The following is a 25430-nucleotide window of genomic DNA, read 5'->3' on the forward strand; positions in this document are numbered from 1 at the left end:
GGGGCTTCAGCAGACATTGAAGCGATCGGTGCCGCTTCCGCACGACCATGTTGCCGGATGCCCTGCGTCCGGTCAGCGATGCCCGCGTGCCGCACCAACTGGCGTCACCGCGACACGACCCGGTTCCGCCCTTCCCGCTTCGCCTGATACAACCGTTCGTCGACCACGCGCAGCAGCGCATCGACCGTGCTGCCGTCGGCCCCGTATTGCGCGACGCCGACGCTGACCGTCACCTGCACGCGCTTGAAATCGAGCCCGAACGGCGAACTCGCGATCGACGAACGCACGCGCTCGGCCGTCATCCGCGCGCCTTCGAGCGGCATGTCCGGCAGCAGCGCCATGAACTCCTCGCCGCCGACCCGCGCGAGCCCGCCGGACGGGCGGATCGCGTCGAGACACTGGCGCACGACGCCGCGCAGCACTTCGTCGCCGATCTGATGCCCGTACGCATCGTTGATGTGCTTGAAATTGTCGAGATCGAGCGCGAGCAGGCAGAACGGCGTCCCGTCGCGCTCAGCCCGCACCATCTCGCGCTCGACCTGCGCGATGAACTGCCGGCGGTTCGACGCGCCCGTCATCGGGTCGGTAGCAGCCATGTATTCGAGCTTCTGGTTCGTGCGCCGCAGCTCCTGCAGTGCGCTCTCGGTGCGCGCCATCGATTCCGACAGCCGGCTCATCAGGTCTTCCTGGCTGTAGATCGCCGAAAACGAGCGGGTCGTCTGCAGCGCCTGCACGACGCCGTAGCTGAGCAGGAAGAAGCCGCACGCGAAAATCGCGTGCGCGAGCCACCACATGTGATTCCACGGCTTGCCGAGGATGAACGCGAGCGACGACAGCGCGAACGCCATGATCGACACGCCATAGATCACCATCAGCGGCGAGCGGATGCGCCGCGCGAGCAGCACGGCGACGTTCAGCAGCGAGAACACGAGCGCGCCGCCTTCCATCGACAGCCGCGTGCCCGGCGCGCCCGCGACGGGCGAATACGCGATGAACGCCACGACCCCATTGACGATCACGAAGAACACGACCCACGGCAGCCACGTCCGCGCACTCGTGCGCTTGTCGAGCCGATCGGGCGGACGCGAATACGACAGCAGGCCCGTGAGCAGCAGGATCGCCATCACGAGCCGCGACGCGGGCCCGTACAGCAGGAACAGCCAGATATTGTGATGCGCCATCCCGGTGAACGCACCGTGCAGCGCATAGATCATCGCGAAGCCGAGAAAGCCGAGTGTCAGCCAGCGCAGCAGCGGCTCGCCGGACGACCGGTAGCACACCCACGTCACGTAGGTGACGAACGCGCCCTCGAGGGTCGCGGCCGCGATCGCGATTTCATGGAATGCGTGGTTCTCGAACACGACGTGCGGGTCGCTGAAGAACCACAGGTAGGCGATCAGATAGGCGGGCAGCAACGCGAATCCGACCAGCAGGCATTTCGCGTAGAGCCTCGCGGCCGCGCTGACGACGCGCGGCGGTTCCCCGGCTGCATAGGTCGTACTCATTCGGTCCCCGGTCGGTCTGCTGCGTTGGTTCGAACCTTCGCGGCACGGATCGCGTAATGCGCGATCCTGCCCATCGTGCCGAAAGGCAAATGTCAGAGCTAGTATAGGTGGGGCAATTCGTTTGACAAGTAAGGGGAAACGGCATTGCCGGGCGCATGCCGTCTGCTTCCCGATGGTTTCGAATGGCGCCGGTCGCGCCGATTCGCGTCGCGGCCGCCGGCTTCGCGGGAGCGAACCCCGGCGGCCGCCACCTGCCGAAGATCAGAGGATTTCGAACAGGCCGGCCGCACCCTGGCCGCCGCCGATGCACATCGTGACGACCACGTACTTCACGCCGCGCCGCTTGCCTTCGATCAGCGCATGGCCCGTCAGGCGCGCGCCCGACACGCCGTACGGATGGCCGACTGCGATCGCGCCGCCGTTCACGTTCAGGCGGTCGTCAGGAATCCCCAGCGTGTCGCGGCAGTACAGCACCTGCACCGCGAACGCTTCGTTCAGTTCCCACAGGCCGATATCGTCGACCTTCAGCCCCGCCTGCTTCAGCAGCTTCGGCACCGCGAACACCGGGCCGATGCCCATCTCGTCCGGCTCGCAGCCGGCCACCGCGAAACCGCGGAACACGCCGAGCGGCTGCAGCCCTTCGCGCTGCGCGGCGTCGGCACGCATCACGACGCACGCCGACGCGCCGTCCGAGAACTGGCTCGCGTTGCCGGCGGTGATCACGCCGCCCGGCACCCCCGAGCGGATCTTCGACACGCCCTCGAGCGTCGTGTCGGGGCGGATCCCTTCGTCGGCCGAGACCGTCACTTCCTTCGTGAACAGCCGGCCCGTCGCCTTGTCGGCGATACCCGCGAGCACCGTGATCGGCACGATCTCGTCGCGAAAGCGCCCGGCTTCCTGCGCGGCCGCGGCGCGCAGTTGCGACTGCACGCCGTACTCGTCCTGCCGCGCCTTCGAGATGCCGTAGCGCTTCGCGACGTTCTCGGCCGTCTGCAGCATGTTCCAGTAGATCTCGGGCTTGTGCTGGGCAAGCCAGCCTTCCTGGATCATGTGGTGGTTCATCTCGTTCTGCACGCACGAGATCGATTCGACGCCGCCTGCCACATACACTTCGCCTTCGCCCGCGATGATCCGCTGCGCGGCCAGCGCGATCGTCTGCAGCCCCGACGAACAGAAGCGGTTCACCGTCATCCCCGGCACCGTCACGGGCAGCCCGGCGCGCAGCGCGATCTGCCGCGCGATGTTCGCGCCGGTCGCGCCTTCGGGGTTCGCGCAGCCCATGATCACGTCCTCGACGCGCGCGGGGTCGAGCTTCGCGCGTTCGAGCGCGGCCGCGACCACGTGGCCGCCGAGCGTCGCGCCGTGCGTCATGTTGAAGGCACCGCGCCAGGATTTCGCCAGCGGCGTGCGGGCGGTCGATACGATTACGGCTTCGGTCATGCGAGTCTCCTTCGGTCCTGCTTGTACTGAATCGAATGGGGGGATGCGCTACGCCGCCGGGCGCGCGCCCGCGGACGTCACATGCGCGACGCCCGCTGCCTGCATCTGCTGCCACGCGTGGGCGAGCGACCCGTTCAGGTCGATCGCACGGCACGCATCGTTGATCACCGCGGCTTCGAAACCGGCCGCACGCGCATCGAGCGCCGACCACGCGACGCAATAGTCGGTCGCAAGCCCGCAGCACCACACGCGCTTCGCACCGAGCTCGCGCAGATAGCCCGCGAGCCCCGTGCGCGTCGTGCGGTCGGCTTCGACGAACGCGGAATAGCTGTCGACCTGCGCGTCGCCGCCCTTGCGGATCACGAGCCGCGCATGCGGGACGTCGAGATCGCGATGCAGCGCCGCGCCGTCGGTGTCCTGCACGCAGTGCACGGGCCACAGCACCTGCTCGCCGTACGGCAGCGCGAGCGTCGAGAACGGCTCGCGTCCCGGATGGTTCGCCGCGAACGACACGTGCTCGCGCGGGTGCCAGTCCTGCGTCAGCACGACCTGGTCGAAGCGCTGCGCGAGCGCGTTGATCACCGGCACGACCGCGTCGCCGTCCGGCACCGCGAGTGCGCCGCCCGGCATGAAGTCGTATTGCACGTCGATCACGAGCAGGACGTCGTCGGTGCATTTCATTGCGTGTCTCCAGACAGGATCGGTCGCGCGGCGATCCGGCGCGTCAGCCGTTGAACCCGCGGCCGGCCTTCGCCAGCTCCGCGATCGACGGCGCGAGCTGCCACGCGTCGCCGTTCGGTGCGGCCGCATAACGGCGAATCGCGCGCTCGACGTTGTAGAGGCCGACCGTGTCCGCATACAGCATCGGGCCGCCGCGCCACAGCGGGAAGCCGTAGCCGGTCAGGTAGACCATGTCGATGTCGGACGCCTTCGACGCGATCTTCTCCTCGAGGATCTTCGCGCCTTCGTTCACGAGCGCGAACACGAGCCGCTCGACGATCTCGTCGTCGCCGATCTTGCGCCGCTCGACGCCGCGCTCCTTCGAATACGCGACGACCATCTCGTCGACGAGCGACGACGGCTTCGCCTTGCGATCGCCCGGCACGTAGTCGTACCAGCCGGCGCCCGTCTTCTGGCCGAAACGGCCCTGCTCGCACAGGCGGTCGGCGATCTTCGAATAGTGCAGGTCGGGCTGCTCGACGTAGCGGCGCTTGCGGATCGCCCAGCCGATGTCGTTGCCGGCCAAGTCGCTCATTCGGAACGGCCCCATCGCGAAACCGAATTTCTCGATCGCGCGATCGACCTGCGCGGGCAGCGCGCCTTCCTCGAGCATGAAGAGTGCCTGGCGGATGTACTGCTCGATCATCCGGTTGCCGATGAAGCCGTCGCACACGCCCGACACGACCGCCGTCTTGCGGATCTTCTTCGCAACCGCCATCACGGTGGCGAGCACGTCCTTCGCGGTCTGCGCGCCGCGCACGACCTCGAGCAACTTCATCACGTTCGCCGGGCTGAAGAAGTGCATGCCGACGACGTCCTGCGGGCGCTTCGTGAACGCCGCGATCTTGTCGACGTCGAGCGTCGACGTGTTCGACGCGAGGATCGCGCCCGCCTTCGCCACCTCGTCGAGCTTCCTGAACACCTGCTCCTTCACGCCGAGTTCCTCGAACACGGCCTCGACGATCAGGTCGGCGTCCTTCAGGTCGTCGTAGGACAGCGTCGGCGTGATCAGCGCCATGCGCGCGTCGAGCTTCTCCTGCGTGAGCTTGCCCTTCTTCACCTGCGCGTCGTAGTTCTTGCGGATCGTCGCGACGCCACGCTCGAGCGCCTCCTGCTTCGTCTCGAGCAGCGTGACGGGCAGGCCCGCGTTGATGAAGTTCATCGCGATCCCGCCGCCCATCGTGCCCGCGCCGATCACGCCGACGCGGCGGATCTCGCGCAGGGGCGTATCGGACGGCACGTCGGGAATCTTGCTCGCCGCGCGCTCGCCGAAGAACGCGTGCCGCAGCGCGCGGCTTTCCGGCGTCATCATCAGCGCGACGAAACCGTCGCGCTCGGCGATGCTGCCCTTGTCGAAGCCGTGCAGCACGCCCGCTTCGATCGCGTCGATACACTTGTGCGGCGCGGGGAAATTCGGTGCGGCGGCCTTCGCGGAATTGCGCGCGAACTGGATGAAGCCCGCGGCGTTCGCATGGACGATCTTGCGATCGCGCACGCGCGGATGCGGGCCGCTCTGCGCCCCGACCTTGCGCGCGAACGCGACGGCCGCGTCGAGCAGGTCGCCGTCGGCCATTTCGTCGAACAGCCCGCTCTTCGCGAGTTGCTCGGACGGCACCGGCGCGCCCGACACGATCATGTTCAGCGCGGTCTCGAGCCCCACCGCGCGCGGCAGGCGTTGCGTGCCGCCCGCGCCCGGCAGCAGGCCGAGCTTCACCTCGGGCAGCGCGACCTGCGCGCCGGGCGCCGCGACGCGGTAGTGCGCGCCGAGCGCGAGCTCGAGGCCGCCGCCCATCACGACGCTGTGCAGCGCCGCGACGACGGGCTTCGCGCTCGCCTCCACCGCGCGGATCACGGTGTGCAGCGTCGGCTCCTGCAGCGCCTTCGGCGTGTTGAATTCGGTGATGTCGGCGCCGCCCGAGAATGCGCGTCCCGCGCCGGTCAGCACGATGGCCGTGACCGACGGGTCCTGCGCGGCGCGATCGAGCGCGTCCATGACGCCCTGACGGGTCGACAGGCCGAGCCCGTTGACGGGCGGATTGTTGAGCGTAAGGACGGCCACGCCGTCGCGAGTCGAGTAATCCACTGCCATCTGCCTGCCTCCATGCATCGCGCGCCGGGGTGGCTGCGCTTCATTGTGCGCGGTCGAACAGCCGCATGTCCAAATGAACTGAGGCAGCATACAACGAAAAAGCACGGTCGTTCAATTTGATTTTGTATTCCCGATCCGGGGTCGGATCGGGCGACCGGCTCGCGGGCCGCTTCCGGCCCGGACGACGACGTTACGGCTCGCAGACCGCCGTCGGCAACACGTAATCGCGGAACGTCTCGCGCAGCTTCAGCTTCTGCAGCTTGCCGGTCGCGGTGTGCGGCAGCGATTCGACGAACACGACGTCGTCGGGAATCCACCATTTCGCGACCTTGCCTTCGTAGAACGCGAGCAGCGCGTCGCGGGTCAGGTTCGCCCCTTCGCGCGGCACCACGACGAGCAGCGGCCGCTCGGTCCATTTCGGGTGCGCGCAGGCGATGCAGGCGGCCTCGGCGACACCCGGGTGCGCGATCGCGACGTTCTCGACGTCGATCGAGCTGATCCACTCGCCGCCGGACTTGATCACGTCCTTGCTGCGGTCGGTGATCTGCAGGAAGCCGTCGGGGTCGATCGTCGCGACGTCGCCGGTCGGGAACCAGCCGTCCGACAGCGGCGACGTATCGCCGCGAAAGTAGTGGTCGATCACCCACGGGCCGCGCACCTGCAATTCGCCGAACGCGACACCGTCCCACGGCAGCTCGCGGCCGTCCTCGCCGACGATCCGCATGTCGACACCGCAGATCACGCGCCCCTGCTTCTCGAGCAGCTTGCGCTGCGCGTCGAGCGGCCGCTGCGACTGCGCCCAGTTGAGCTTCGCAAGCGTGCCGAGCGGCGACAGTTCGGTCATCCCCCACGCGTGGATCACGCGCACGCCGTATTCGTCCTCGAAGGTGCGCAGCATCGCGGGCGGGCACGCGGAGCCGCCGATCACCGTGCGGTTCAGCGTCGAGAAACGCACGCCGGCTTCGCGCATGTAGTTGAGCAGGCCGAGCCACACGGTCGGCACGCCCGCGGAGAACGTCACGCGCTCGGCTTCCATCAGCGCGTACAGCGATTTCCCGTCGAGATCCTTGCCCGGCAGCACGAGCTTGCCGCCGGTGAGCGGCACCGCGTACGGCAGCCCCCATGCGTTGACGTGGAACATCGGCACGACGGGCAGCACCGCGTCCATCGCGGACAGGTTCATCGCGTCGGGCAGCGCGGCGCCGTACGCGTGCAGGACGGTCGAGCGGTGCGAATACAGCACGCCCTTCGGGTTGCCGGTCGTGCCCGACGTGTAGCAGAGCCCCGACGCCTGCTGCTCGTCGAGACGCGGCCAGTCGTAGCGGCCGTCTTCCGCTTCGACGAGCGTTTCGTAGCAGAGGAACGGTGTCGTGCCGGCAGGCAGGTGCGCGGCGTCCGTCATCGCGATCCAGCCTTTCACGTGCGGGCATTGCGGCGCGATGGCATCGACGAGCGGCGCGAAATTGATGTCGAAGAAGACGTAGCGGTCTTCCGCGTGATTGACGATGTACGCGATCTGCTCGGGAAACAGGCGCGGATTGATCGTGTGGCACACGGCGCCCATGCCGCCGATCCCGTAATACGCTTCCAGATGCCGGTAGCCGTTCCATGCGAGCGTGCCGACGCGATCGCCGGTTTCGACGCCGAGCCGCGCGAGCGCCTGCGCCAGCTGCTTCGCGCGGCGTTCGCAATCGCGGTACGTGTAGCGATGCAGATCGCCTTCCACGCGCTTCGACACGATCTCGGTGTCGCCGGCGTGTCGCGCGGCATGCGAAATCAGCGAGGACACCAGCAACGGCATGTCCATCATCTGGCCCAGCAACGGCTTACCCATCGTCTTGTTCTCCGTGAGGATGCGAATCGGTGCCTGTGCCGCGCGCCCGTCGGCGGCCCCGGACGGGCGTCGCGCCCGGTGCGCGGGCCGCCATGCGGGCGGCGCGGCGCCGCCTTACAATATCGGCTTACCCAGAGGCGCTCAACATGTCGTTTTCCCGAAGCGCAGCCGATCCGGCTGACACCCTCCCCGACCTCGCCGCCACGCTCGGCGCGCCCGCCGCCGGCGCATTCGTCGCGCTCGGCGACGCGTTTCATACGCGACTGCCGGCCGCGCCGCTCGCCGCGCCGTACGTCGTCGGCTTTTCCGGCGAAGTCGCGCAGCTGCTCGACCTGCCGCCGTCGATCGCCGCGCAGCCCGGCTTCGCCGAGCTGTTCGCCGGCAACCCGACGCGCGACTGGCCCGCGCACGCGATGCCGTATGCATCGGTGTATTCCGGCCACCAGTTCGGCGTATGGGCCGGCCAGCTCGGCGACGGCCGCGCGCTGACGATCGGCGAGCGCACCGGCACGGACGGCCGCCGCTACGAGCTGCAGCTCAAAGGCAGCGGCCGCACACCGTACTCGCGGATGGGCGACGGCCGCGCGGTGCTGCGCTCGTCGATCCGCGAATTCCTGTGTTCGGAAGCGATGCATCACCTCGGCATTCCGACCACGCGCGCGCTGACCGTGATCGGCTCCGACCAGCCGGTGGTGCGCGAGGAGATCGAGACGTCGGCAGTCGTCACGCGCGTGTCGGAGAGCTTCGTGCGCTTCGGCCACTTCGAGCACTTCTTCTCGAACGATCGCCCCGACCTGCTGCGCCAGCTCGCCGATCACGTGATCGACCGCTTCTACCCGGACTGCCGCCGCGCCGACGATCCGTACCTCGCGCTGCTCGAAGCCGCGACGCTGCGCACGGCCGACCTCGTCGCGCAGTGGCAGGCCGTCGGCTTCTGCCACGGCGTGATGAACACCGACAACATGTCGATCCTCGGCGTGACGATCGACTACGGCCCGTTCGGCTTCGTCGATGCGTTCGACGCGAACCACATCTGCAACCACTCCGATAACGGCGGCCGCTACGCGTACCGGATGCAGCCGCGCATCGCGCACTGGAACTGCTACTGTCTCGCGCAGGCGCTGCTGCCGCTGATCGGGCTGCAGCACGGCATCGCCGACGACGATGCGCGCGCCGAGCGTGCGGTGGAGGACGCGCAGGCCGTGCTCGCGAAGTTCCCGGAGCGCTTCGGCCCCGCGCTCGAACGCGCGATGCGCGCGAAGCTCGGCCTCGCGCTCGAACGCGAAAACGATGCGGAACTCGCCAACAAGCTGCTCGAGACGATGCATGCGAGCCATGCGGATTTCACGCTGACGTTCCGCCGGCTCGCGCAGATCTCGAAGCACGATGCGAGCCGCGACGCGCCCGTGCGCGACCTGTTCATCGACCGCGACGCGTTCGACGCCTGGGCGAACCTCTACCGCGCGCGGCTGTCCGAGGAAACGCGCGACGACGCCGCACGTGCGGCCGCGATGAATCGCGCGAACCCGAAATACGTATTGCGCAACCATCTGGCCGAAGTCGCGATCCGGCGCGCGAAGGAAAAGGATTTTTCGGAAGTCGAGCGGCTCGCGCAGATCCTGCGCCGGCCGTTCGACGAACAACCGGAGCATGAAGCGTATGCGGCGTTGCCGCCCGACTGGGCCGGGTCGCTCGAAGTGAGCTGCTCGTCGTGAGCCCCGACCCGCGCGTATCGACCGACCGATCAGGAGAACCCCACATGTCCCACGATTCCGACGACAAGACCTTCCCGTACCAGAAGGACGACGCCGAACTGCGCCGCCGGCTCACGCCGATGCAGTACGAGGTCACGCAGCACGCGGCGACCGAACGCGCGTTCACCGGCGAATACACCGACACCGAGGATGCCGGCATCTACAAATGCGTCGTCTGCAGCACACCGCTGTTCGAATCCGGCGCGAAGTTCCACTCGGGCTGCGGCTGGCCCAGCTATTTCAAGCCGCTCAACGGCGAGGTGATCGACGAAAAGGTCGACTACTCGCACGGGATGGTGCGCGTCGAGGTGCGCTGCAACCACTGCGGCGCGCATCTCGGCCACGTCTTCGAGGACGGCCCGCGCGACAAGACCGGTTTGCGGTACTGCATCAATTCGGCTGCGTTAAACTTCGAGTCCCGACCCGAAAACGAATGAGCGGCGCCGGGCGGACCGGCCGGGCAGCCAGCCTCGGGCCGGCCGCCCCGCTTCGCTCCGGCGATGCCTGGCGGGTCCCTACAACGGTGAACGGCCGCGCAAGCGGCCTTTCACGCAGCTGCGAGCGCCATGAAATTCCTGTTCGATCTGTTTCCGATCATCCTGTTTTTTGCCGCCTTCAAGGTCTGGGGCATCTTTACCGCCACTGCCGTCGCGATCGTCGCGACGCTGGCCCAGGTCGCGTGGGTGGCCTTCCGGCACCGGAAGGTCGACACGATGCTGTGGGTCAGCCTCGGCGTGATCGTCGTGTTCGGCGGCGCCACCCTCGTCCTGCATGACGAGAAATTCATTCAATGGAAACCGACTGTGCTGTACTGGCTGTTTGCGATCGGGCTGCTCGCCGCGCGCTATGCGTTCGGCAAAAACCTGATCGAGAAGATGATGGGCAAGCAGCTCACGCTGCCGCACCCCGTGTGGGACAAGCTGAACGTGGCCTGGGCGCTGTTCTTCGCGGTGCTCGGCGTCGCGAACCTGTACGTGGTGCACAACTTCACCGAATCGCAGTGGGTGAACTTCAAGCTGTTCGGCACGACGGGCGCGATGGTCGTATTCATCATCCTGCAGAGCCTGTGGCTCACGAAATACATGAAGGACGAGTGACATGACGGACGCCTTTCTCCACGCGTCGCCCGACGAGCGCATCGCGCTGATCGAAGCGCGTCTCACGGCCTCGCTGGCCCCGCTGTCGCTCACCGTGCGCGACGACAGCGCGCAGCACGCGGGCCACGCTGGCGCGTCCGCCGGCGGCCACTTCACGGTCACGATCGTGTCGGCCGCCTTCGCGGGCAAGCCGCGCGTCGCGCGGCACCGGCTGGTGTATGATGCGCTCGCTGATGCGATGCAGCGCGGCATTCACGCGCTCGCGATCGTGGCTTATACGCCCGAAGAATTCAACGAATCTTCAATCTAGTCTCATTAGGAATTCCCGATGATCCTGAAATCCCCCCGCCTGTGGGTCGCGGCGGCTGCCTTTGCAGCGGCACCGGCATTTGCCCAGAACATCGCCGTCGTCAACGGCACGCCGATTCCGAAATCGCGCGCCGACGCGATGGTTGCGCAGCTCGTCCAGCAAGGCCAGACCGACAGCCCGCAACTGCAGCAGGCCGTGCGCCAGGAACTCGTGAACCGCGAAATCCTGATGCAGGAAGCGATTCGCGAAGGCATCCCGAACCGTCCGGACGTGAAGGCGCAGGTCGCCGTCGCGCAGCAGACCGTCGTGCTGCGTTCGATGATCGAGAGCTTCCTGAAGAAGAACCAGCCGACCGACGCCGAAGTGAAAGCGCGCTACGACGATCTCGTCAAGGGCGCAGGCGGCAATCGCGAATACCATCTGCACCACATCCTCGTCGACAACGAGCAGCAGGCGAAGGACCTGATCGCGAAGATCAAGGCCGGCGCGAAGTTCGAGGATCTCGCGAAGCAATACTCGAAGGATCCGGGTTCGGGCAAGAACGGCGGCGATCTCGACTGGTCCGATCCGAAGGCGTACGTGCCGGAATTCGCGGCGGCCGCGCAGAAGCTGCAGAAAGGCCAGATGACCGACACGCCGGTGAAGACGCAGTTCGGCTGGCACATCATCCGCGTCGACGACATCCGCGACATCGCGCCGCCGCCGTTCGACCAGGTGAAGGCGCAGATCGCGCAGCAGCTCGTGCAGCAGAAGCTGCAGGCGTTCGAGGAAGGTCTGCGTCAGCAGGCAAAGATCCAGTAACGCCGGCGCTCGTCGCCACTGCATCGAAAAGCCGCTCTTCGGAGCGGTTTTTTCTTTTCCCGTGCACTGCCTGCGGGTGCGTCACGATGCGCTTGCAGTCCAGCAAAAAAGAAAAGGCCGCTCCAAAGAGCGGCCTTTTCCGTGCCGGATTCGCGCGCACCGCAAGCGCAGGCTACGCGGGATAGAACACGTCGTGATAGCGAACGTCGCCCGACGGCCGCGGCGCCGAATCGTCGAGCGACAGCGCGAGGAAATACGCGGGCGGCACGCCCGGGAACACGATGTCGCCGGACGGCGCAAAGCCGAAGCGCGCGTAGTACGCGGGGTCCCCGAGCAACACGCAGCCGCGCGCGCCGAGCCGGCGCAGCGCGTCGAGCCCCGTGCGCACGAGCCCCGCGCCGACGCTCTGCCGCTGGCAGTCGGGCAGCACCGCGAGCGGTGCCAGTCCGTACCAGCGCTGGCTGCCGGACGGCTCGCCACCGATCGACACCGGCGAGAACGCGACATGCCCGATCAGACGGCCTTCGCGCTCCGCGACGAGCGACACGCTCAGCGCACCGTCCGCACGCAGCGTATCGACGATCCGCCGTTCGAACTGCCCGCCTTCCGGCGCGAGCGCGAACGCGGCGACGATCACGCGGCCGATCGCGTCGGCCTCGCTCGCGCGCGCATCGCGCAGCGTGACGACCTCGACCGGTGCGTGCGGATCGAACATCATCCCGATCAGCCGATCCAGCGGCGCGCGTTGCGGAACACGCGCATCCACGGGCTCGCTTCACCCCAGCTTTCCGGGTGCCAGCTCATCGTGACCGTACGGTGCACGCGCTCCATGTGCGGCATCAGCACCGAGAAGCGGCCGTCGGCCGTCGTGACCGACGTGATGCCGGCCGGCGAGCCGTTCGGGTTGAACGGATAGCGCTCGGTCGCTTCGCCGCGGTGGTCGACGTAACGCATCGCGACCGCGACACGATCGATGTCGCCCTGCTGCGAGAAGTCCGCATAGCCTTCGCCGTGCGCGACCGCGACCGGAATCCGCGAGCCTTCCATCCCCGCGAAGAAGATCGACGGCGACTTCTGCACTTCGACGAACGAGAAGCGCGCCTCGAACTGCTCGGACTTGTTGCGCGTGAACTTCGGCCAAGCTTCCGCGCCCGGGATCATCGACGCGAGGCTCGACAGCATCTGGCAGCCGTTGCAGATGCCGAGCGCGAACGTGTCGGGACGGGCGAAGAACGCCGAGAACATGTCGGCGAGGTTCGCGTTGAAGCGGACCGTCTTCGCCCAGCCTTCGCCCGCGCCCAGCACGTCGCCGTACGAGAAGCCGCCGCAGGCGACCGCACCCGCGAAATCGGCAAGCGTTGCACGGCCGGCAAGCAGGTCGCTCATGTGCACGTCGTGCGCATCGAAGCCCGCGCGATCGAACGCATAAGCGGTTTCCAGATGCGAGTTCACGCCCTGCTCACGCAGGATCGCGACGCGCGGCCGGGCGCCCGTCGAGATGAACGGCGCGGCGATGTCGTCGGCCGGATCGAAGCTCAGCACCGGCGAGATGCCCGGATCGGCCGCGTCGAGCAGCGCGTCGTATTCGGCATCCGCGCAGGCGGGGTTGTCGCGCAGGCGCGCGATGCGCCAGCTCACTTCGCTCCACGCGCGATGCAGTTCGACGCGCGGCGCGTCGAAGATCTTCTTCGCGTCGCGGTACACCTCGATCACGTCGCGATCGTTGACCGAGCCGATCACGTGCGAGCACGCCGACAGGCCGAACTCGCGCAGCGTGCCGAGCACCGCATCACGGTCGGCCGCGCGCACCTGCACGACGGCGCCGAGCTCTTCGGAGAACAACGCGCGCAGCGTGCGATCCTCGCGACGGCCGCTCGTCTGCTTCGCCCAGTCCTTCGCGTCGCCGTAGTCGGATTCGTGATTCGGGTCGAGCGTCAGCATGTCGACGTTCAGCGACACGCCTGCGTGGCCCGCGAACGCCATTTCGCACACCGTCGCCCACAGGCCGCCATCCGAGCGGTCGTGGTACGCGAGCAGCTTGTCCTGCGTATTGAGCTGCTGGATCGCATCGAAGAAGCGCTTCAGGTCCTGCGCATCGTCGACGTCCGGCGTCGTGTCGCCGACCTGCTGCGTGACCTGCGCGAAGATGCTGCCGCCCATCCGGTTCTTGCCGCGGCCGAGATCGATCGCGATCAGCACGCTGTCGCCCGCGTCGGCGATGCGGCGCAGTTGCGGCGTCAGGTGACGGCGCACGTCTTCCACCGGCGCGAACGCGGAGATGATCAGCGACACCGGCGACACCACTTCCTTCGCGACGCCCTGCTCGTCCCACTTCGTCTTCATCGACAGCGAATCCTTGCCGACCGGGATGCCGATCCCGAGCGCCGGGCACAGCTCCATGCCGATCGCCTTGACCGTATCGAACAGCGCGGCGTCTTCGCCGGCCGTGCCGCATGCGGCCATCCAGTTCGCCGACAGCTTCAGCTTGTCGAGCGACGCGATCGGCGCGCTCGCGATGTTCGTGATCGCTTCGCCGACCGCCATGCGGCCCGAAGCCGGCGCGTCGATCACGGCGAGCGGCGTGCGCTCGGCCATCGTCATCGCCTCGCCCTTGAAGCCCGCGTAGTCGAGCGCGGTGACCGCGCAATCGGCCACCGGCACCTGCCACGGGCCGACCATCTGGTCGCGCACCGACGTGCCGCCGACCGAGCGGTCGCCGATCGTGATCAGGAACGACTTGCTGCCGACCGTCGGGTGCTTCAGCACGTCGAGCGCCACTTCCGACAGCGCGATGCCCGTCACGTCGACGGGGGCGCGCTCGGTCGCCACGCGCGTGACGTCGCGGTGCATGCGCGGCGGCTTGCCGAGCAGCACTTCCATCGGCATGTCGACCGGGTATGCGTCGGCGCCCGTCGCTTCGTCGTCGACGAGCTTCAGCTGGCGCTCGTCGGTCGCGACGCCGACCACCGCGAACGGGCAGCGCTCGCGTGCGCAGATCGCCTCGAAGCGCGGCAGGTCGGCCGGCGCGATCGCCAGCACGTAGCGCTCCTGCGCTTCGTTCGACCAGATCTCGCGCGGCGACAGGCCCGATTCCTCGAGCGCGATCTTGCGCAGTTCGAAGCGCGCACCCTTGCCCGCGCCGTCGACGATTTCCGGGAACGCGTTCGACAGGCCGCCCGCGCCGACGTCGTGGATGCTCAGGATCGGGTTTTCCGCGCCGAGCTGCCAGCAGCCGTTGATCACTTCCTGCGCGCGACGCTCGATTTCCGGGTTGCCGCGCTGGACCGAGTCGAAGTCGAGTTCGGCCGTGTTCGCGCCGGTCGCCATCGAGCTCGCGGCACCGCCGCCCATGCCGATCCGCATGCCCGGGCCGCCGATCTGGATCAACAGCGAGCCGGCCGGCACGTCGTGCTTGTGCGTATGTTGATCGGCAATGTTGCCGAGGCCGCCCGCGATCATGATCGGCTTGTGATAGCCGCGCACCTGGCCGCCGACGTTCTGCTCGTACACGCGGAAATAGCCGCCGAGGTTCGGCCGGCCGAATTCGTTGTTGAACGCGGCGCCGCCGAGCGGGCCGTCGATCATGATCTGCAGCGGCGACGCGATGCGATCCGGGCGGCCGTACGGGCCGTGCGGCTCGTTCGGGTTGCGCTCGGCCATCGGCTGCGCCGCGTCGCGGTCGTTTTCCCACGGCTGGCGGGCGTCCGGCAGGTCGAGGTTCGACACCGTGAAGCCGGTGAGGCCGGCCTTCGGACGCGCCCCGCGGCCCGTCGCGCCTTCGTCGCGGATCTCGCCGCCCGCGCCGGTCGCCGCACCCGGGAACGGCGAGATCGCCGTCGGGTGGTTATGCGTCTCGACCTTCATCAGCGTGTGCGTGAGCTCGGTGTGGCGGCCGTAGCGCTCGCCCGGCTCGCCGGCCGCGCCCGCGTTGCGCGGGAACCAGCGTTCGGCTTCGGCGCCGGCCATGATCGACGAGTTGTCCGAATACGCGACGATCGTGCCCTGCGGGCTCAGCTTCTCGGTGTTGCGGATCATCGCGAACAGCGACATGTCCTGCGCTTGCCCGTCGATCGTCCACTGCGCGTTGAAGATCTTGTGACGGCAGTGTTCGCTGTTCGCCTGCGCGAACATCATCAGTTCGACGTCGGTCGGGTTGCGTTCGAGCTTGCGGAACGCGTCGACCAGGTAGTCGATTTCGTCGTCGGCGAGCGCGAGGCCCAGCTCGACGTTCGCGCGCTCGAGCGCACCGCGGCCGACGCCCAGCACGTCGACGGTCGACAGCGGCTTGGCCGGCAGTTCATCGAACAGGTGCTTCGCGTCGTCGCGCGACGCGACCACGCTTTCGGTCATCCGGTCATGCAGCGCGGCCGCGACGGCTGCGCGCGCATCGTCCGACAGCGCCTTCTTGCCGCCGAGCAGGCCCGACTTCAGCGTGACCGTGAATTCGACACCGCGCTCGATGCGGCGCACGTGCGTGAGGCCGCAGTGCTGCGCGATGTCCGTCGCCTTGCTCGCCCACGGCGAGACCGTGCCGAAGCGCGGCAACACGACGAAGGTCTCGGCCGTGCCCTTCTCGGCCGCCGGCTCGAACGGCGCGCCGTAATGCATCAGCGCATCGATGCGCGCGCTGTCGTCGGCCGACAGCGGCTCGGCCGCATTGACGAAGTGCAGGAACTGCCCGCGCACCGCGACGATGTTGGCGTCGATTTGCCTGAGCGTATCGAGCAGACGGGTTTGACGGAAATCGGAGAGGGCCGAAGCGCCGGGAAAACACGAGAAGTGAGCCATGGGCTGGACTGACGTCGATGAGTCGCGCGAGGTGGCGACGTGGGGCGAAAGGAAGGCCGTAATTATACCCGGAAGTCGGTCGTCCCAGACCGGCCGATCGGCAGCCCGCGTGCACCGCAACGGTGCCGCGGTGCGCGCCGTTCACGGGCCGCCCGCCGGCCCGCCCCGCGCGGGCACGGCAGCCGGCGGCCGTGGTGCGGCCGCACGGTCCGCGCTCGCCCGACGCCGGTTCCCGCGCTTTTGGCGCTATCATTCCGGGTTCACCGGGCCGGGGCCCTCAGCGAATTCTCATCCGGGCGGCGCCTGCGCGCCGCCCGTCATCGAAGCAATCCATGGATGTCATCGTCATCGGCGGCGGAATCAGCGGCGTCGCCACCGCCTACCAGCTGCGCGCGGCCGGCCATCGCGTATGCGTGGTCGAACGCCACGCGACCGTCGCGCAGGGCGCGACCTACGGCGACGGTGGCGCGCTGCTGCCGAGCCCGCTCGACGTCTGGTTCGGCCCGACCTTCATGCGCCAGCGCCAGTCGCGCGACAGCGGCATCGTCTACAAGCCGGGCTTCAACGGCGGCGTGCGCCGCTTCGTCAAGCAGCTCGGCATGCTGCGCGAGCCCGACGCGTTCGCCGCGCAATACGCACGGCTGCGCCCGCTGATCGACGCGTCGCGCGACACGCTCGCCGACATCGAGACGCGCCTCGCACTCGAATTCGAGCAGAAGCCCGGCATCCTGCACGTCGTGCGCGAAACGCGCGACTGGGACGCGCTGCAGCCGGCGCTCGACCTGCTGCGCACGCTCGACCAGCCGCACCGGCTGCTCTCCGCCGACGAATGCGCGGTGCTCGAGCCGTCCGTGCCGGCCAAACCCGGCTTCGCCGGCGGCGTGCTGCTCGAGACCGAACGCACCGGGAATTGCCCGCTGTTCGCGAAACTGCTCAAACAGACGCTCGACGAGCATGGCGTGCTGTTTCGCTTCGGCGCGGAAGTCGCCGCGATCCGCGTCGACACGGGCCGCGCCGCCGTCGAACTCGTCCCGACCGGCGACCGGCGCGCGTCGAATGCCCGCGAGGTCGACGTGATTTCCGCCGACGCGATCGTGGTCGCCGCCGGCGCCGGCAGCCTCCCGCTGCTCGACCGGCTCGGCTGGCGCCTGCCGCTGCACCCGGTGCGCGTCCATACGCTCACCGCGCCGATCGCCTACGAAGAACACTCGCCGCACCTGAACGTCATCGATTCGATCAAGCGGATCTCGATCACGCGCACCCACCAGCGGTTGCGCGTCGGCGGCAGCGCCGTGCTGCAGAGCCTGCCCGACACCGCGAAGCCGCTCGCCGAGCCGCTGTCCGAGGCAGCGCTCGCGCTGCTCGGCCAGGCCGTCCACGACTGGGTGCCCGGCGCCGCGAAAATCTCGGCCGCGTTGTCGTGGCAAGGTACGCAGCTGCTGTCGCCGGACGGCCTGCCGGTCGTCGGTCCGACCCCGCATCCGCGCGTGTTCGTCAATTTCGGGCACGGGCCGGCCGGCTGGGGGCTCGCGTGCGGGTCTGCTAAAGTGGTGACCGACTATCTGGGCGGCGACGTGCAGCACTGGCCCGCCGACACGCTCGCCGCGCTGCGCGCCGCGCGCTTCACGACCTGACCGCCGCGGGCCCGTCTGCGGCGGCCTCCTTGCCAGCTGCCACGACCCGCGATGACCGTGACCCTCCCGTTTCCCGATTCCGATCCAGTCGCGCTGCTGCGCGTCGCCGACCTGCGCGCTGCGGAGGCCGCCGCCGCAGCGCTGCCGCCGCACACGCTGATGGGCCGGGCCGGCGCCGCCGCCGCGCGCTGGCTGTCCGAGCGCGCCGCCGGCGACGACCGCCCCGTCTGGTTTGCGGTCGGCCCCGGCAACAACGGCGGCGACGCGCTCGTTGCCGCCGCGCACCTTCAGCAGCTCGGCGTCGCGACGCAGGCCTGGATGCCGGTGCCGGTCAAACCGGACGACGCGCAATGGGCGCTCGGACTCGCGCGCGCCGCCGGCGTGCCATTGTCGGCCACGCCGCCGGCCTCGCTGGACGGCTATGCGTGGGTCGTCGACGGGCTGTTCGGCATCGGTCTCGGCCGCGCGCTCGACGGCGTGTTCGCCGAGCAGGCGGTTCGCATCGCCGCGCATGCGCGCAGCGGCGGCCGCGTGCTCGCGCTCGACGTGCCGAGCGGCCTCGACAGCGATACGGGCCGGATCGTCGGCGCGGGTGCGGCCGTCGTCGCCACGCATACCCTCACGTTCATCGGCGCGAAGCCGGGCCTCTATACCGGCGAAGGCCGCGACCTCGCCGGCGAGATCGACGTCGCATCGCTCGACGTCGCGCCGCCCGCCACGCCGGCCATCGTGCTGAACACGCCCGCGCGGTTCGCCGCCGCGCTGCCCGCGCGCGCATTCGCGTCCCACAAGGGCACGTTCGGCAGCGTCGTGGTGCTCGGCGGCGATACGGGCATGTGCGGCGCGCCGATCCTGGCCGCCCGCGCCGCGCTGTTCGCGGGTGCCGGCAAGGTGCACGTCGGCTTCCTCGGCGCCGGCGCGCCGCCGTACGATCCGCCGTTCCCCGAACTGATGCTGCATCCGGCCGACACCGTCGAGCTCGGCGCGATGACCGCGATCGCGGCCGGCTGCGGGCTCGGCACGCGCGAGGCGGCGGCGACGCTCGTGCGCAACGTGCTCGCGCACGACGCCGCGACGCTGCTCGACGCCGACGCCCTGAACCTCGTCGCCACCCATGCGGATCTCGCGACGTCCGTCGCCGCACGCGGCGCGCGCGGCAATCCGTGCGTGCTCACCCCGCACCCGCTCGAAGCCGCGCGCCTGCTAGGCAGCGACACCGAAGCTGTGCAGCGCGACCGCGTCGCGGCCGCGCAGGCGCTCGCCGCGCGTTATGCGGCGAACGTCGTGCTGAAAGGCTCGGGCACGGTGATTGCGGCGCCCGACGGCCGCGTGACGATCAACCCGACCGGCAACGCGGCGCTCGCCACCGGCGGTACCGGCGACGTGCTCGGCGGGCTGATCGGCGCGTTGCTCGCGCAGCGCGTCGCGCCGTATGAAGCGGCGCTCGCGGGCGTCTACCTGCACGGCCTCGCGGCCGACACGCTGACCGCGCACGGCACGGGGCCGGCCGGACTCACGGCGGGCGAGCTCGCGCCGATGGTGCGCACGCTGATCAATCGCCTTTTTTACCCGTCGCCGCGCGCCGACACGTAACGCCGCTATACTGACTGCCCCGCCGCACGGCGGGCCTTCTCGTCCGCCGGCCTTCCGATCCCGATGAGCCGGCGCGGCATTCCTCCCGATTCACGCCTCACTCGAACCGCCATGACGCTGAATTCGCTCCCCGCCTGGACTGCCCTTCAATCCCACTTCGAGCAAATCCGCCACGCCCGGCTGCGCGACTGGTTCGCGCCGGAAAACGACCGCGCGCCGACCCGCGCCGAACGCTTCACGATTCCAGGCGGCGGCCTCGCGGCCGATTTCTCGAAGAACCGCATCAATGACGACACGCTGCGCCTGCTCGTGCAGCTCGCGCGCGACGCGGGCGTCGAAGCGCGCCGCGACGCGATGTTCGCGGGCGAGATCGTCAACCCGACCGAAGGCCGCGCCGCGCTGCACACCGCGCTGCGCGCGACCGATCCGCAAGCACCGTTCCATGCGCAGGTCAGCGCCGAGCGCGCGAAGATGGCGACGTTCGCGCGCGCCGTGCGCAGCGGCTCATGGACGGGCTACACGGGCAAACGGATTCGCCATGTGATCAACATCGGCATCGGCGGCTCCGATCTCGGGCCGAAGATGGTCGTGCACGCGCTGCACCACGTCGCGACGCCCGACATCGCCACGCACTTCGTATCGAACGTCGACGGCGCCGATCTCGCGCGCGTGCTCGAACAGGTCGATCCCGAGGAAACGCTCGCGATCATCGTGTCGAAGACTTTCACGACACTCGAAACCATGACGAACGCACGCTCGCTGCGCGACTGGTTCGTCGCACGCGGCTGCCCCGAGGATGCGCTCGCGAAGCACTTCGTCGGCGTGTCGGCGAACCCGGCCGAAGTCGTGAAGTTCGGCATCGCCGCGGACAACGTGTTCGAAATGTGGGACTGGGTCGGCGGCCGCTACTCGCTGTGGTCGGCGGTCGGCCTGTCGATCATGATCGCGATCGGCCCCGAGCAGTTCGACGAGCTGCTCGCCGGCGCGAACGACATGGATCGCCACTTCCGCGAAGCGCCGCTCGAGCGCAACCTGCCGGTGCTGCTCGGCCTGATCGGCATCTGGTACCGGAACTTCTTCGGCTCGCAGAGCTATCTCGTCGCGCCGTATTCGGAAGCGCTGCACTACCTGCCGTCGTACCTGCAGCAGCTCGAAATGGAGAGCAACGGCAAATCCGCGCGCCTGGACGGCACCTTCGTCGACTACCCGACGTCCGCCGTCACGTGGGGCGAGCCGGGCACCAACGGCCAGCATGCGTTCTTCCAGATGCTGCACCAGGGGCCGACGATCGTGCCGATCGACTTCATCGCGGTGCTGACGCCCGAGCATCCGCTCGCGAACCATCATCCGAAGCTGCTGGCGAACTGCTTCGCGCAGAGCGAGGCGCTGATGCTCGGCCGCACGCTCGACGAAGCGCGCAAGGTCGCGGGGCCGGGCAAGGAGGCGCTCGCGCCGCATCTGACGTTCCCGGGCAACCGGCCGACGACGACGCTGCTCGTCGATGCGCTGACGCCGCGCGCGCTCGGCGCGCTGATCGCGCTGTACGAACACAAGGTGCTCGTGCAGGCAACGGTGTGGGACATCAATCCGTTCGACCAGTGGGGCGTCGAGCTCGGCAAGATTCTCGGCAAGGTCGTGGAAGCCGACCTGTCGGCCGAGTCGGTCGATCCCGCGAAGCACGACTCGTCGACCACGGCGCTGATCGAGCGCGCCCGTGCGGCGCTGAAGCGTTGAAGCGCTGACGCGACGGCGTCATGGCGATGCCGGCCGCGCAGCGCTGCCTGTACGGCCGGCCGATGAATTCAGGTGCTGCGCCGCTGCGCCTGCGGCTCGACGATGCGTCCGGCGTCGAGCGTCACCGTCGTCGCGCAGCGGCGCGCGAGTTCGACGTCGTGCGTGACGAGCACGAGCGTGGCGCCGTGCGTGCGGTTCAGTTCGAACATCAGGTCGATAACCGCATGGCCGGTGGCCGCGTCGAGGCTGCCCGTCGGTTCGTCGGCGAACAGGATCGCCGGGCGCGTGACGAACGCGCGCGCCAGCGCGACACGCTGCTGCTCGCCCCCGGACAACAGCTTCGGATAATGCGCGGTGCGTTCGCCGAGACCGACCTGCACGAGCAACGCGCGGGCGCGCTCGGCCGCGTCGCGCGCGCTGACGCCGCCCTGCAGTTCGAGCGGCAGCATCACGTTCTCGAGCGCCGTCAGATGCGGCATCAACTGGAACGACTGGAACACGAACCCGACTGCGCCGTTGCGCAGCGCCGCGCGCGCATCCTCGTCGAGCTGGTCGAGCGCGCGACCGAGCAGGCGAACCGTGCCGCTCGTGGCGCTGTCCAACCCGGCAAGCAGGCCGAGCAGCGTCGATTTGCCCGACCCCGACGCGCCGACGATCGCGAGGCTGCTGCCCTGCGTCACGGCGAGCGTGATGCCGTCGAGAATCGTCAGCTCGCCCGTCGCGTCGGCGACCCGCTTGCATACGTCATGGACTTCGATGATCGGATCGGTAATCTTGAACATGGACACGACATTTCGCTGGAAGAGACGCGCGGCGGCTGCCGCGCTGCTGGGCACCATGCTGGCCGCCACCGTGCCGGCACGCGCCGCCACGACATCGGCCGCGACATCCGCGACATCGGGCCGGCCCGTGATCGTCGTGCTCGGCGACAGCCTGTCGGCCGAATACGGGTTGCCGCGCGACACCGGCTGGGTGGCGCTGCTGCGGCAACGGCTCGCGACCGAGCGAATCGATTATAGCGTCGCGAACGCGAGCGTCAGCGGCGACACCACGAGCGGCGGCCGCGCGCGGCTGCCCGCGGTGCTGCAGCGGCTCAAGCCGTCGATCGTCGTCGTCGAGCTCGGCTCGAACGATGCGCTGCGCGGCGTGCCGCTCGCGACGACCGAGCAGAACCTGCGCGACATCATCGCCGGCGCGCGGCAGGCGCATGCGAAGGTCCTGCTGGTCGGCATGTACGTGCCGCCCAATTACGGCCCCGACTACACGCAGAAATTCCACGCGGTCTATACGCGGCTGTCGAAGGATCTCGGCGTGCCGCTCGTGCCGTTCCTGCTCGCCGGCATCGAGAACAGGCCCGAGCTGTTCCAGGCCGACCAGATGCATCCGGCGCAGCAGGCACAGGGCATGCTGCTCGACAACGTCTGGCCCACGCTGAAACCGCTGCTCGGCAAGCCGCGCGGCTGACCTGACGACTCGCCGCCATCGGAAAACAAAAGCCCCGCACGAAGCGGGGCTTTTTGTCGTTGCATGCGAAACGATGCTCAGTTGTCGCCGTCCTGCGACTGGCTGGCCGTCGTCGTACCGTACAGCTTCACCTTCGAACGATCGCGCAGCGCGGCGAGATACGCTTCGCCTTCGCTCTGCGCATCGACCTGCGCCATCTGCTGCTGCGCGGCCGCCAGTTGCTGCGGATCGACCGCCGAACCCGGAATCACCGCGTTCACACGGTAGATCGCATAGCCGTCGGCGCCGAGATCGACCCCGACGTAGGCCGGCAGCGTCTTCGCGTCGACCTTGTAGACGGCGCTCAGCGCGGCCGGCGTCAGGCCCTGCGACTGCGTGCGCGACACCTTCTGCGCAGCCGAAAACCCGTCGGTCGACTTCGACTTCTGCAGTTCGGCGAGCTTCGCCGCACCGTCCTTCTTCGCGAGTTCCGCGGCCTGCTCGGCGACCACCTTCTGGCGCACGACGTCCTTGATCGCGTCGAGCGCGGGCACGGCAGCCGGCTTGTAGTCGGTCACGCGCGCCGAGATCAGCGTGTTGTTGCCGACGTCGATCGCCTGCGTGTTGTTCTGGTTCTTCACCGCGTCGTTCGCGAACACGGCAGCCAGGAACTTCGGATTGTTCAGCGGGCTCGTCGGCGGCAGTTGCGGATTCGGCGTCGGCGTGACGGTGGCCGTCTGGATCGTCAGCTTGTACTTGTCCGCGGCCGGTTGCAGCGTCTTCGCCTTTTCGTACACGGTCGACGTGAAGCCTTCCGCGTTGTCCGTGAATGCCTTCGACGCGTACTGCTGCTTCAGGTCGACCGCGATCTGATCCTTCACGTCCGCGAACGGCTTGACGGCCGCCGGCTTCACTTCCGTTGCCTTCAGGATGTGGAAGCCCAGATCCGACTGCACGACGCCGCTCACGTCGCCCTGCTTCAGCGCGAACGCCGCATCGTCGAACGCCTTGCCGCCCGCCGTCGAGCCGCGCGTGATGAAGCCGAGGTCGCCGCCCTTCGCGGCCGACGGTGCATCCTGCGAGTTCTTCTGCGCGATCTGCGCGAACTGGTCGGGATGCGCCTTCACGTCGGCCAGCAGTTGCTCGGCCTTCGCCTTTGCGGCTGCCTTGTCGGCCGCGCTGGCGCTGCCCGGCGCGGCGATGAAGATGTGGCTCACGCGCACCTGCGCTTCGGTGCGGAAGTGCGTCGGGTTGTCGTCGTAGAACTTCTTGATGTCCGCATCGGTCGGCTGCGCGCTCGCGGCGGCCGTGGCCGGCGAATAGACGAGGTACTGGATCGTCGCGGTTTCGGGCGTCGCGAAACTCTGCTTGTGCGCGTCGTAGTACGCGGTGAGCTGCGCGTCGGTCGGCTGGACCTTCGCCGCGAAGTCGCTCGTCTTCAGCACGAGCGACTGCACTTCGCGCTGCTGCGCGGCGAGTTCGGACAGGCGTTGCGCGAGGCTCTTCGGCGTGAACGCGCTCGACACGATGCTGGCCGGAATCTGCTGCAGCGCGAGGCTGTAGCGCACGCGCTCTTGATACTGCTCGGGTGTCATCCCCTGGAACGCGAGCAGCTGCGCATAGCGTTCGACGTCGATCGAACCGTCGGGCTTCTTCAGCGACGCGATCATCGGGTCGCTCATCAGTGCTTCGCGCACGGCGTTGTCGGATGCCGTCAGGTGCAGACGCTGGGTCTCGTCGGCCAGCACGCGTTGCTGGATCAGGCCGTCGAGCACCTGCTTGCGGTGCTCGGGCGTATCGAACATCTTGACGTCGAACTGCCCGCCGAGCGCCTGACGCGCCTGGTCGATCTGCTGGCGGAACGCGCCGTCGAATTCGACCCGCGTGATCTTGTGCCCGTTGACTGCCGCGACGTTCGCACTATCGTCGAAGAAGCCGCGGAAGCCTTGGATCCCGACGAAACCCAGCCCCGGCAATACGATCAGGAGCAGGAGCGCCATCATCAGGCGCTGGTGATTACGGAAGAAATCGAGCATGCGTGACGGGAAAATTGGACAAAACGACCGATATTACAACATACAAGTTGGGACGGGAGAAAAGCAGACGTGATGTCGGCGAGCGCAACGCGACAACCGGGTACACGCAAAGCGCTCGCACCGACGATACAAATGAAGAAGCCCGCACGAGGCGGGCTTCTTCATTTTCTGGCGGAGCGGACGGGACTCGCCTACATCCCGCAGGCCGCGGATGCGCGTGCACGCGCATCCCTTCGAGTCCCGCCGGAAGCCGCGCAGGCGGCTTCCTCCACTCCGCAGCCACGCGCCCGCGAAGCGGGCGCATCGAACGATAAAATGAAAAAGCCCGCACGAGGCGGGCTTCTTCATTTTCTGGCGGAGCGGACGGGACTCGAACCCGCGACCCCCGGCGTGACAGGCCGGTATTCTAACCGACTGAACTACCGCTCCTTGGTCTGGCTGAATCGTGAAACTGGTGGGTGCTGAGGGGTTCGAACCCCCGACCTACGCCTTGTAAGGGCGCCGCTCTACCAGCTGAGCTAAGCACCCGTTTCCGATCCGTTCTGGCTGCGATCTGCGTTTCGGCATCAACAACCAGCGAGCCCGCAAGTTTAATTCATCCCCGATCATTTTGCCAAGCCTGCACGCAAAAATTTTTAACGTCCTCGCATGC

At 68.3% G+C, this 25430-nt stretch carries 18 protein-coding genes and 2 tRNA genes; 9 read left to right on the forward strand and 11 right to left on the reverse strand.

Annotated features, from left to right (window positions below):
• Nucleotides 1-104: 104 nt before the first annotated feature.
• From WJ16_RS09765 to WJ16_RS09785, 5 genes are all read right to left on the reverse strand, one after another.
• The gene (locus WJ16_RS09765) at nucleotides 105-1505 is read right to left on the reverse strand and encodes a sensor domain-containing diguanylate cyclase (RefSeq protein ID WP_069256891.1); all 1401 of its coding nucleotides are present in this window, start codon (nucleotides 1503-1505) and stop codon (nucleotides 105-107) included.
• 261 nt (nucleotides 1506-1766) lie between these two features.
• Entirely contained in the window at nucleotides 1767-2945 is a 1179-nt protein-coding gene (locus WJ16_RS09770; protein ID WP_069256892.1) for an acetyl-CoA C-acyltransferase, read from the reverse strand.
• Between the two features lie 48 nt (nucleotides 2946-2993).
• Complete coding sequence (pncA, locus tag WJ16_RS09775; RefSeq protein WP_069256893.1) at nucleotides 2994-3626, reverse strand: bifunctional nicotinamidase/pyrazinamidase; 633 nt, start codon at nucleotides 3624-3626, stop codon at nucleotides 2994-2996.
• Nucleotides 3627-3669: 43 nt separating this feature from the next.
• Nucleotides 3670-5754: a 3-hydroxyacyl-CoA dehydrogenase NAD-binding domain-containing protein gene (locus tag WJ16_RS09780; protein ID WP_069256894.1), complete on the reverse strand. Its 2085-nt coding sequence runs from the start codon at nucleotides 5752-5754 to the stop codon at nucleotides 3670-3672.
• Between the two features lie 190 nt (nucleotides 5755-5944).
• Nucleotides 5945-7588, reverse strand: coding sequence for a 3-(methylthio)propionyl-CoA ligase (locus WJ16_RS09785; protein WP_069256895.1), 1644 nt, complete (start codon nucleotides 7586-7588; stop codon nucleotides 5945-5947).
• A 146-nt stretch (nucleotides 7589-7734) separates the two neighbouring features.
• Here WJ16_RS09785 and WJ16_RS09790 point away from each other — a divergent pair, with 146 nt between their 5' ends.
• The 5 genes from WJ16_RS09790 (at nucleotide 7735) to WJ16_RS09810 (ending at nucleotide 11550) form a co-directional block, all read left to right on the forward strand.
• A complete protein-coding gene (locus WJ16_RS09790) occupies nucleotides 7735-9303 on the forward strand; it encodes a protein adenylyltransferase SelO (RefSeq protein WP_069256896.1) in 1569 nt (522 codons plus the stop codon).
• Between the two features lie 44 nt (nucleotides 9304-9347).
• Nucleotides 9348-9779 (forward strand): peptide-methionine (R)-S-oxide reductase MsrB, encoded by a 432-nt coding sequence (msrB, locus tag WJ16_RS09795; RefSeq protein ID WP_006478590.1) that lies wholly within the window; start codon nucleotides 9348-9350, stop codon nucleotides 9777-9779.
• 129 nt (nucleotides 9780-9908) lie between these two features.
• Nucleotides 9909-10439, forward strand: a complete 531-nt coding sequence (locus tag WJ16_RS09800) for a septation protein A (RefSeq protein ID WP_069256897.1) — start codon at nucleotides 9909-9911, stop codon at nucleotides 10437-10439.
• A gap of 1 nt (nucleotide 10440) precedes the next feature.
• Nucleotides 10441-10749, forward strand: coding sequence for a BolA family protein (locus tag WJ16_RS09805; protein WP_069256898.1), 309 nt, complete (start codon nucleotides 10441-10443; stop codon nucleotides 10747-10749).
• Between the two features lie 18 nt (nucleotides 10750-10767).
• Nucleotides 10768-11550, forward strand: a complete 783-nt coding sequence (locus WJ16_RS09810) for a peptidylprolyl isomerase (RefSeq protein WP_069256899.1) — start codon at nucleotides 10768-10770, stop codon at nucleotides 11548-11550.
• Between the two features lie 172 nt (nucleotides 11551-11722).
• On the opposite strand, the gene WJ16_RS09815 is transcribed toward WJ16_RS09810, so the two are convergent.
• A complete protein-coding gene (locus WJ16_RS09815; protein WP_069258021.1) occupies nucleotides 11723-12268 on the reverse strand; it encodes a GNAT family N-acetyltransferase in 546 nt (181 codons plus the stop codon).
• Nucleotides 12269-12273: 5 nt separating this feature from the next.
• The gene (purL, locus tag WJ16_RS09820; protein WP_069256900.1) at nucleotides 12274-16338 is read right to left on the reverse strand and encodes a phosphoribosylformylglycinamidine synthase; all 4065 of its coding nucleotides are present in this window, start codon (nucleotides 16336-16338) and stop codon (nucleotides 12274-12276) included.
• Nucleotides 16339-16670: 332 nt separating this feature from the next.
• Between purL and WJ16_RS09825 the strand changes: the two genes are divergently transcribed.
• From WJ16_RS09825 to pgi, 3 genes are all read left to right on the forward strand, one after another.
• Nucleotides 16671-17972 (forward strand): FAD-dependent oxidoreductase, encoded by a 1302-nt coding sequence (locus WJ16_RS09825; RefSeq protein ID WP_069256901.1) that lies wholly within the window; start codon nucleotides 16671-16673, stop codon nucleotides 17970-17972.
• 51 nt (nucleotides 17973-18023) lie between these two features.
• Entirely contained in the window at nucleotides 18024-19565 is a 1542-nt protein-coding gene (locus WJ16_RS09830) for an NAD(P)H-hydrate dehydratase (RefSeq protein WP_069256902.1), read from the forward strand.
• A 111-nt stretch (nucleotides 19566-19676) separates the two neighbouring features.
• Nucleotides 19677-21299 carry a glucose-6-phosphate isomerase gene (gene pgi / locus WJ16_RS09835; protein WP_069256903.1) on the forward strand — a complete coding sequence of 541 codons (1623 nt, stop codon included), beginning with the start codon at nucleotides 19677-19679 and terminating at the stop codon, nucleotides 21297-21299.
• A 68-nt stretch (nucleotides 21300-21367) separates the two neighbouring features.
• Here pgi and WJ16_RS09840 read toward each other — a convergent pair whose 3' ends face one another.
• Nucleotides 21368-22081 (reverse strand): ABC transporter ATP-binding protein, encoded by a 714-nt coding sequence (locus tag WJ16_RS09840; protein WP_069256904.1) that lies wholly within the window; start codon nucleotides 22079-22081, stop codon nucleotides 21368-21370.
• Here WJ16_RS09840 and WJ16_RS09845 point away from each other — a divergent pair.
• Entirely contained in the window at nucleotides 22080-22763 is a 684-nt protein-coding gene (locus WJ16_RS09845; RefSeq protein ID WP_069256905.1) for an arylesterase, read from the forward strand. The genes WJ16_RS09840 and WJ16_RS09845 overlap by 2 nt on opposite strands.
• Nucleotides 22764-22840: 77 nt before the next feature.
• Here WJ16_RS09845 and WJ16_RS09850 read toward each other — a convergent pair whose 3' ends face one another.
• From WJ16_RS09850 to WJ16_RS09860, 3 genes are all read right to left on the reverse strand, one after another.
• Entirely contained in the window at nucleotides 22841-24778 is a 1938-nt protein-coding gene (locus tag WJ16_RS09850; RefSeq protein ID WP_069256906.1) for a SurA N-terminal domain-containing protein, read from the reverse strand.
• 352 nt (nucleotides 24779-25130) lie between these two features.
• Nucleotides 25131-25207 (reverse strand) — tRNA-Asp (locus WJ16_RS09855).
• 23 nt (nucleotides 25208-25230) lie between these two features.
• Nucleotides 25231-25306, reverse strand: a tRNA-Val gene (locus tag WJ16_RS09860).
• Nucleotides 25307-25430 lie beyond the last annotated feature (124 nt).

It is taken from the genome of Burkholderia metallica (assembly GCF_001718555.1).
In the GTDB taxonomy this organism is placed as follows: Bacteria; Pseudomonadota; Gammaproteobacteria; order Burkholderiales; family Burkholderiaceae; genus Burkholderia; species Burkholderia metallica.

What these genes read in the sequence shown, in the direction of transcription:
- WJ16_RS09765 (WP_069256891.1), bottom strand. Translation starts at nt 1,505, where the DNA reads ATGAGTACGACCTATGCAGCCGGGGAACCGCCGCGCGTCGTCAGCGCG.
- WJ16_RS09770 (WP_069256892.1), bottom strand. Translation starts at nt 2,945, where the DNA reads ATGACCGAAGCCGTAATCGTATCGACCGCCCGCACGCCGCTGGCGAAA.
- pncA (WP_069256893.1), bottom strand. Translation starts at nt 3,626, where the DNA reads ATGAAATGCACCGACGACGTCCTGCTCGTGATCGACGTGCAATACGAC.
- WJ16_RS09780 (WP_069256894.1), bottom strand. Translation starts at nt 5,754, where the DNA reads ATGGCAGTGGATTACTCGACTCGCGACGGCGTGGCCGTCCTTACGCTC.
- WJ16_RS09785 (WP_069256895.1), bottom strand. Translation starts at nt 7,588, where the DNA reads ATGGGTAAGCCGTTGCTGGGCCAGATGATGGACATGCCGTTGCTGGTG.
- WJ16_RS09790 (WP_069256896.1), top strand. Translation starts at nt 7,735, where the DNA reads ATGTCGTTTTCCCGAAGCGCAGCCGATCCGGCTGACACCCTCCCCGAC.
- msrB (WP_006478590.1), top strand. Translation starts at nt 9,348, where the DNA reads ATGTCCCACGATTCCGACGACAAGACCTTCCCGTACCAGAAGGACGAC.
- WJ16_RS09800 (WP_069256897.1), top strand. Translation starts at nt 9,909, where the DNA reads ATGAAATTCCTGTTCGATCTGTTTCCGATCATCCTGTTTTTTGCCGCC.
- WJ16_RS09805 (WP_069256898.1), top strand. Translation starts at nt 10,441, where the DNA reads ATGACGGACGCCTTTCTCCACGCGTCGCCCGACGAGCGCATCGCGCTG.
- WJ16_RS09810 (WP_069256899.1), top strand. Translation starts at nt 10,768, where the DNA reads ATGATCCTGAAATCCCCCCGCCTGTGGGTCGCGGCGGCTGCCTTTGCA.
- WJ16_RS09815 (WP_069258021.1), bottom strand. Translation starts at nt 12,268, where the DNA reads ATGATGTTCGATCCGCACGCACCGGTCGAGGTCGTCACGCTGCGCGAT.
- purL (WP_069256900.1), bottom strand. Translation starts at nt 16,338, where the DNA reads ATGGCTCACTTCTCGTGTTTTCCCGGCGCTTCGGCCCTCTCCGATTTC.
- WJ16_RS09825 (WP_069256901.1), top strand. Translation starts at nt 16,671, where the DNA reads ATGGATGTCATCGTCATCGGCGGCGGAATCAGCGGCGTCGCCACCGCC.
- WJ16_RS09830 (WP_069256902.1), top strand. Translation starts at nt 18,024, where the DNA reads ATGACCGTGACCCTCCCGTTTCCCGATTCCGATCCAGTCGCGCTGCTG.
- pgi (WP_069256903.1), top strand. Translation starts at nt 19,677, where the DNA reads ATGACGCTGAATTCGCTCCCCGCCTGGACTGCCCTTCAATCCCACTTC.
- WJ16_RS09845 (WP_069256905.1), top strand. Translation starts at nt 22,080, where the DNA reads ATGGACACGACATTTCGCTGGAAGAGACGCGCGGCGGCTGCCGCGCTG.
- WJ16_RS09840 (WP_069256904.1), bottom strand. Translation starts at nt 22,081, where the DNA reads ATGTTCAAGATTACCGATCCGATCATCGAAGTCCATGACGTATGCAAG.
- WJ16_RS09850 (WP_069256906.1), bottom strand. Translation starts at nt 24,778, where the DNA reads ATGCTCGATTTCTTCCGTAATCACCAGCGCCTGATGATGGCGCTCCTG.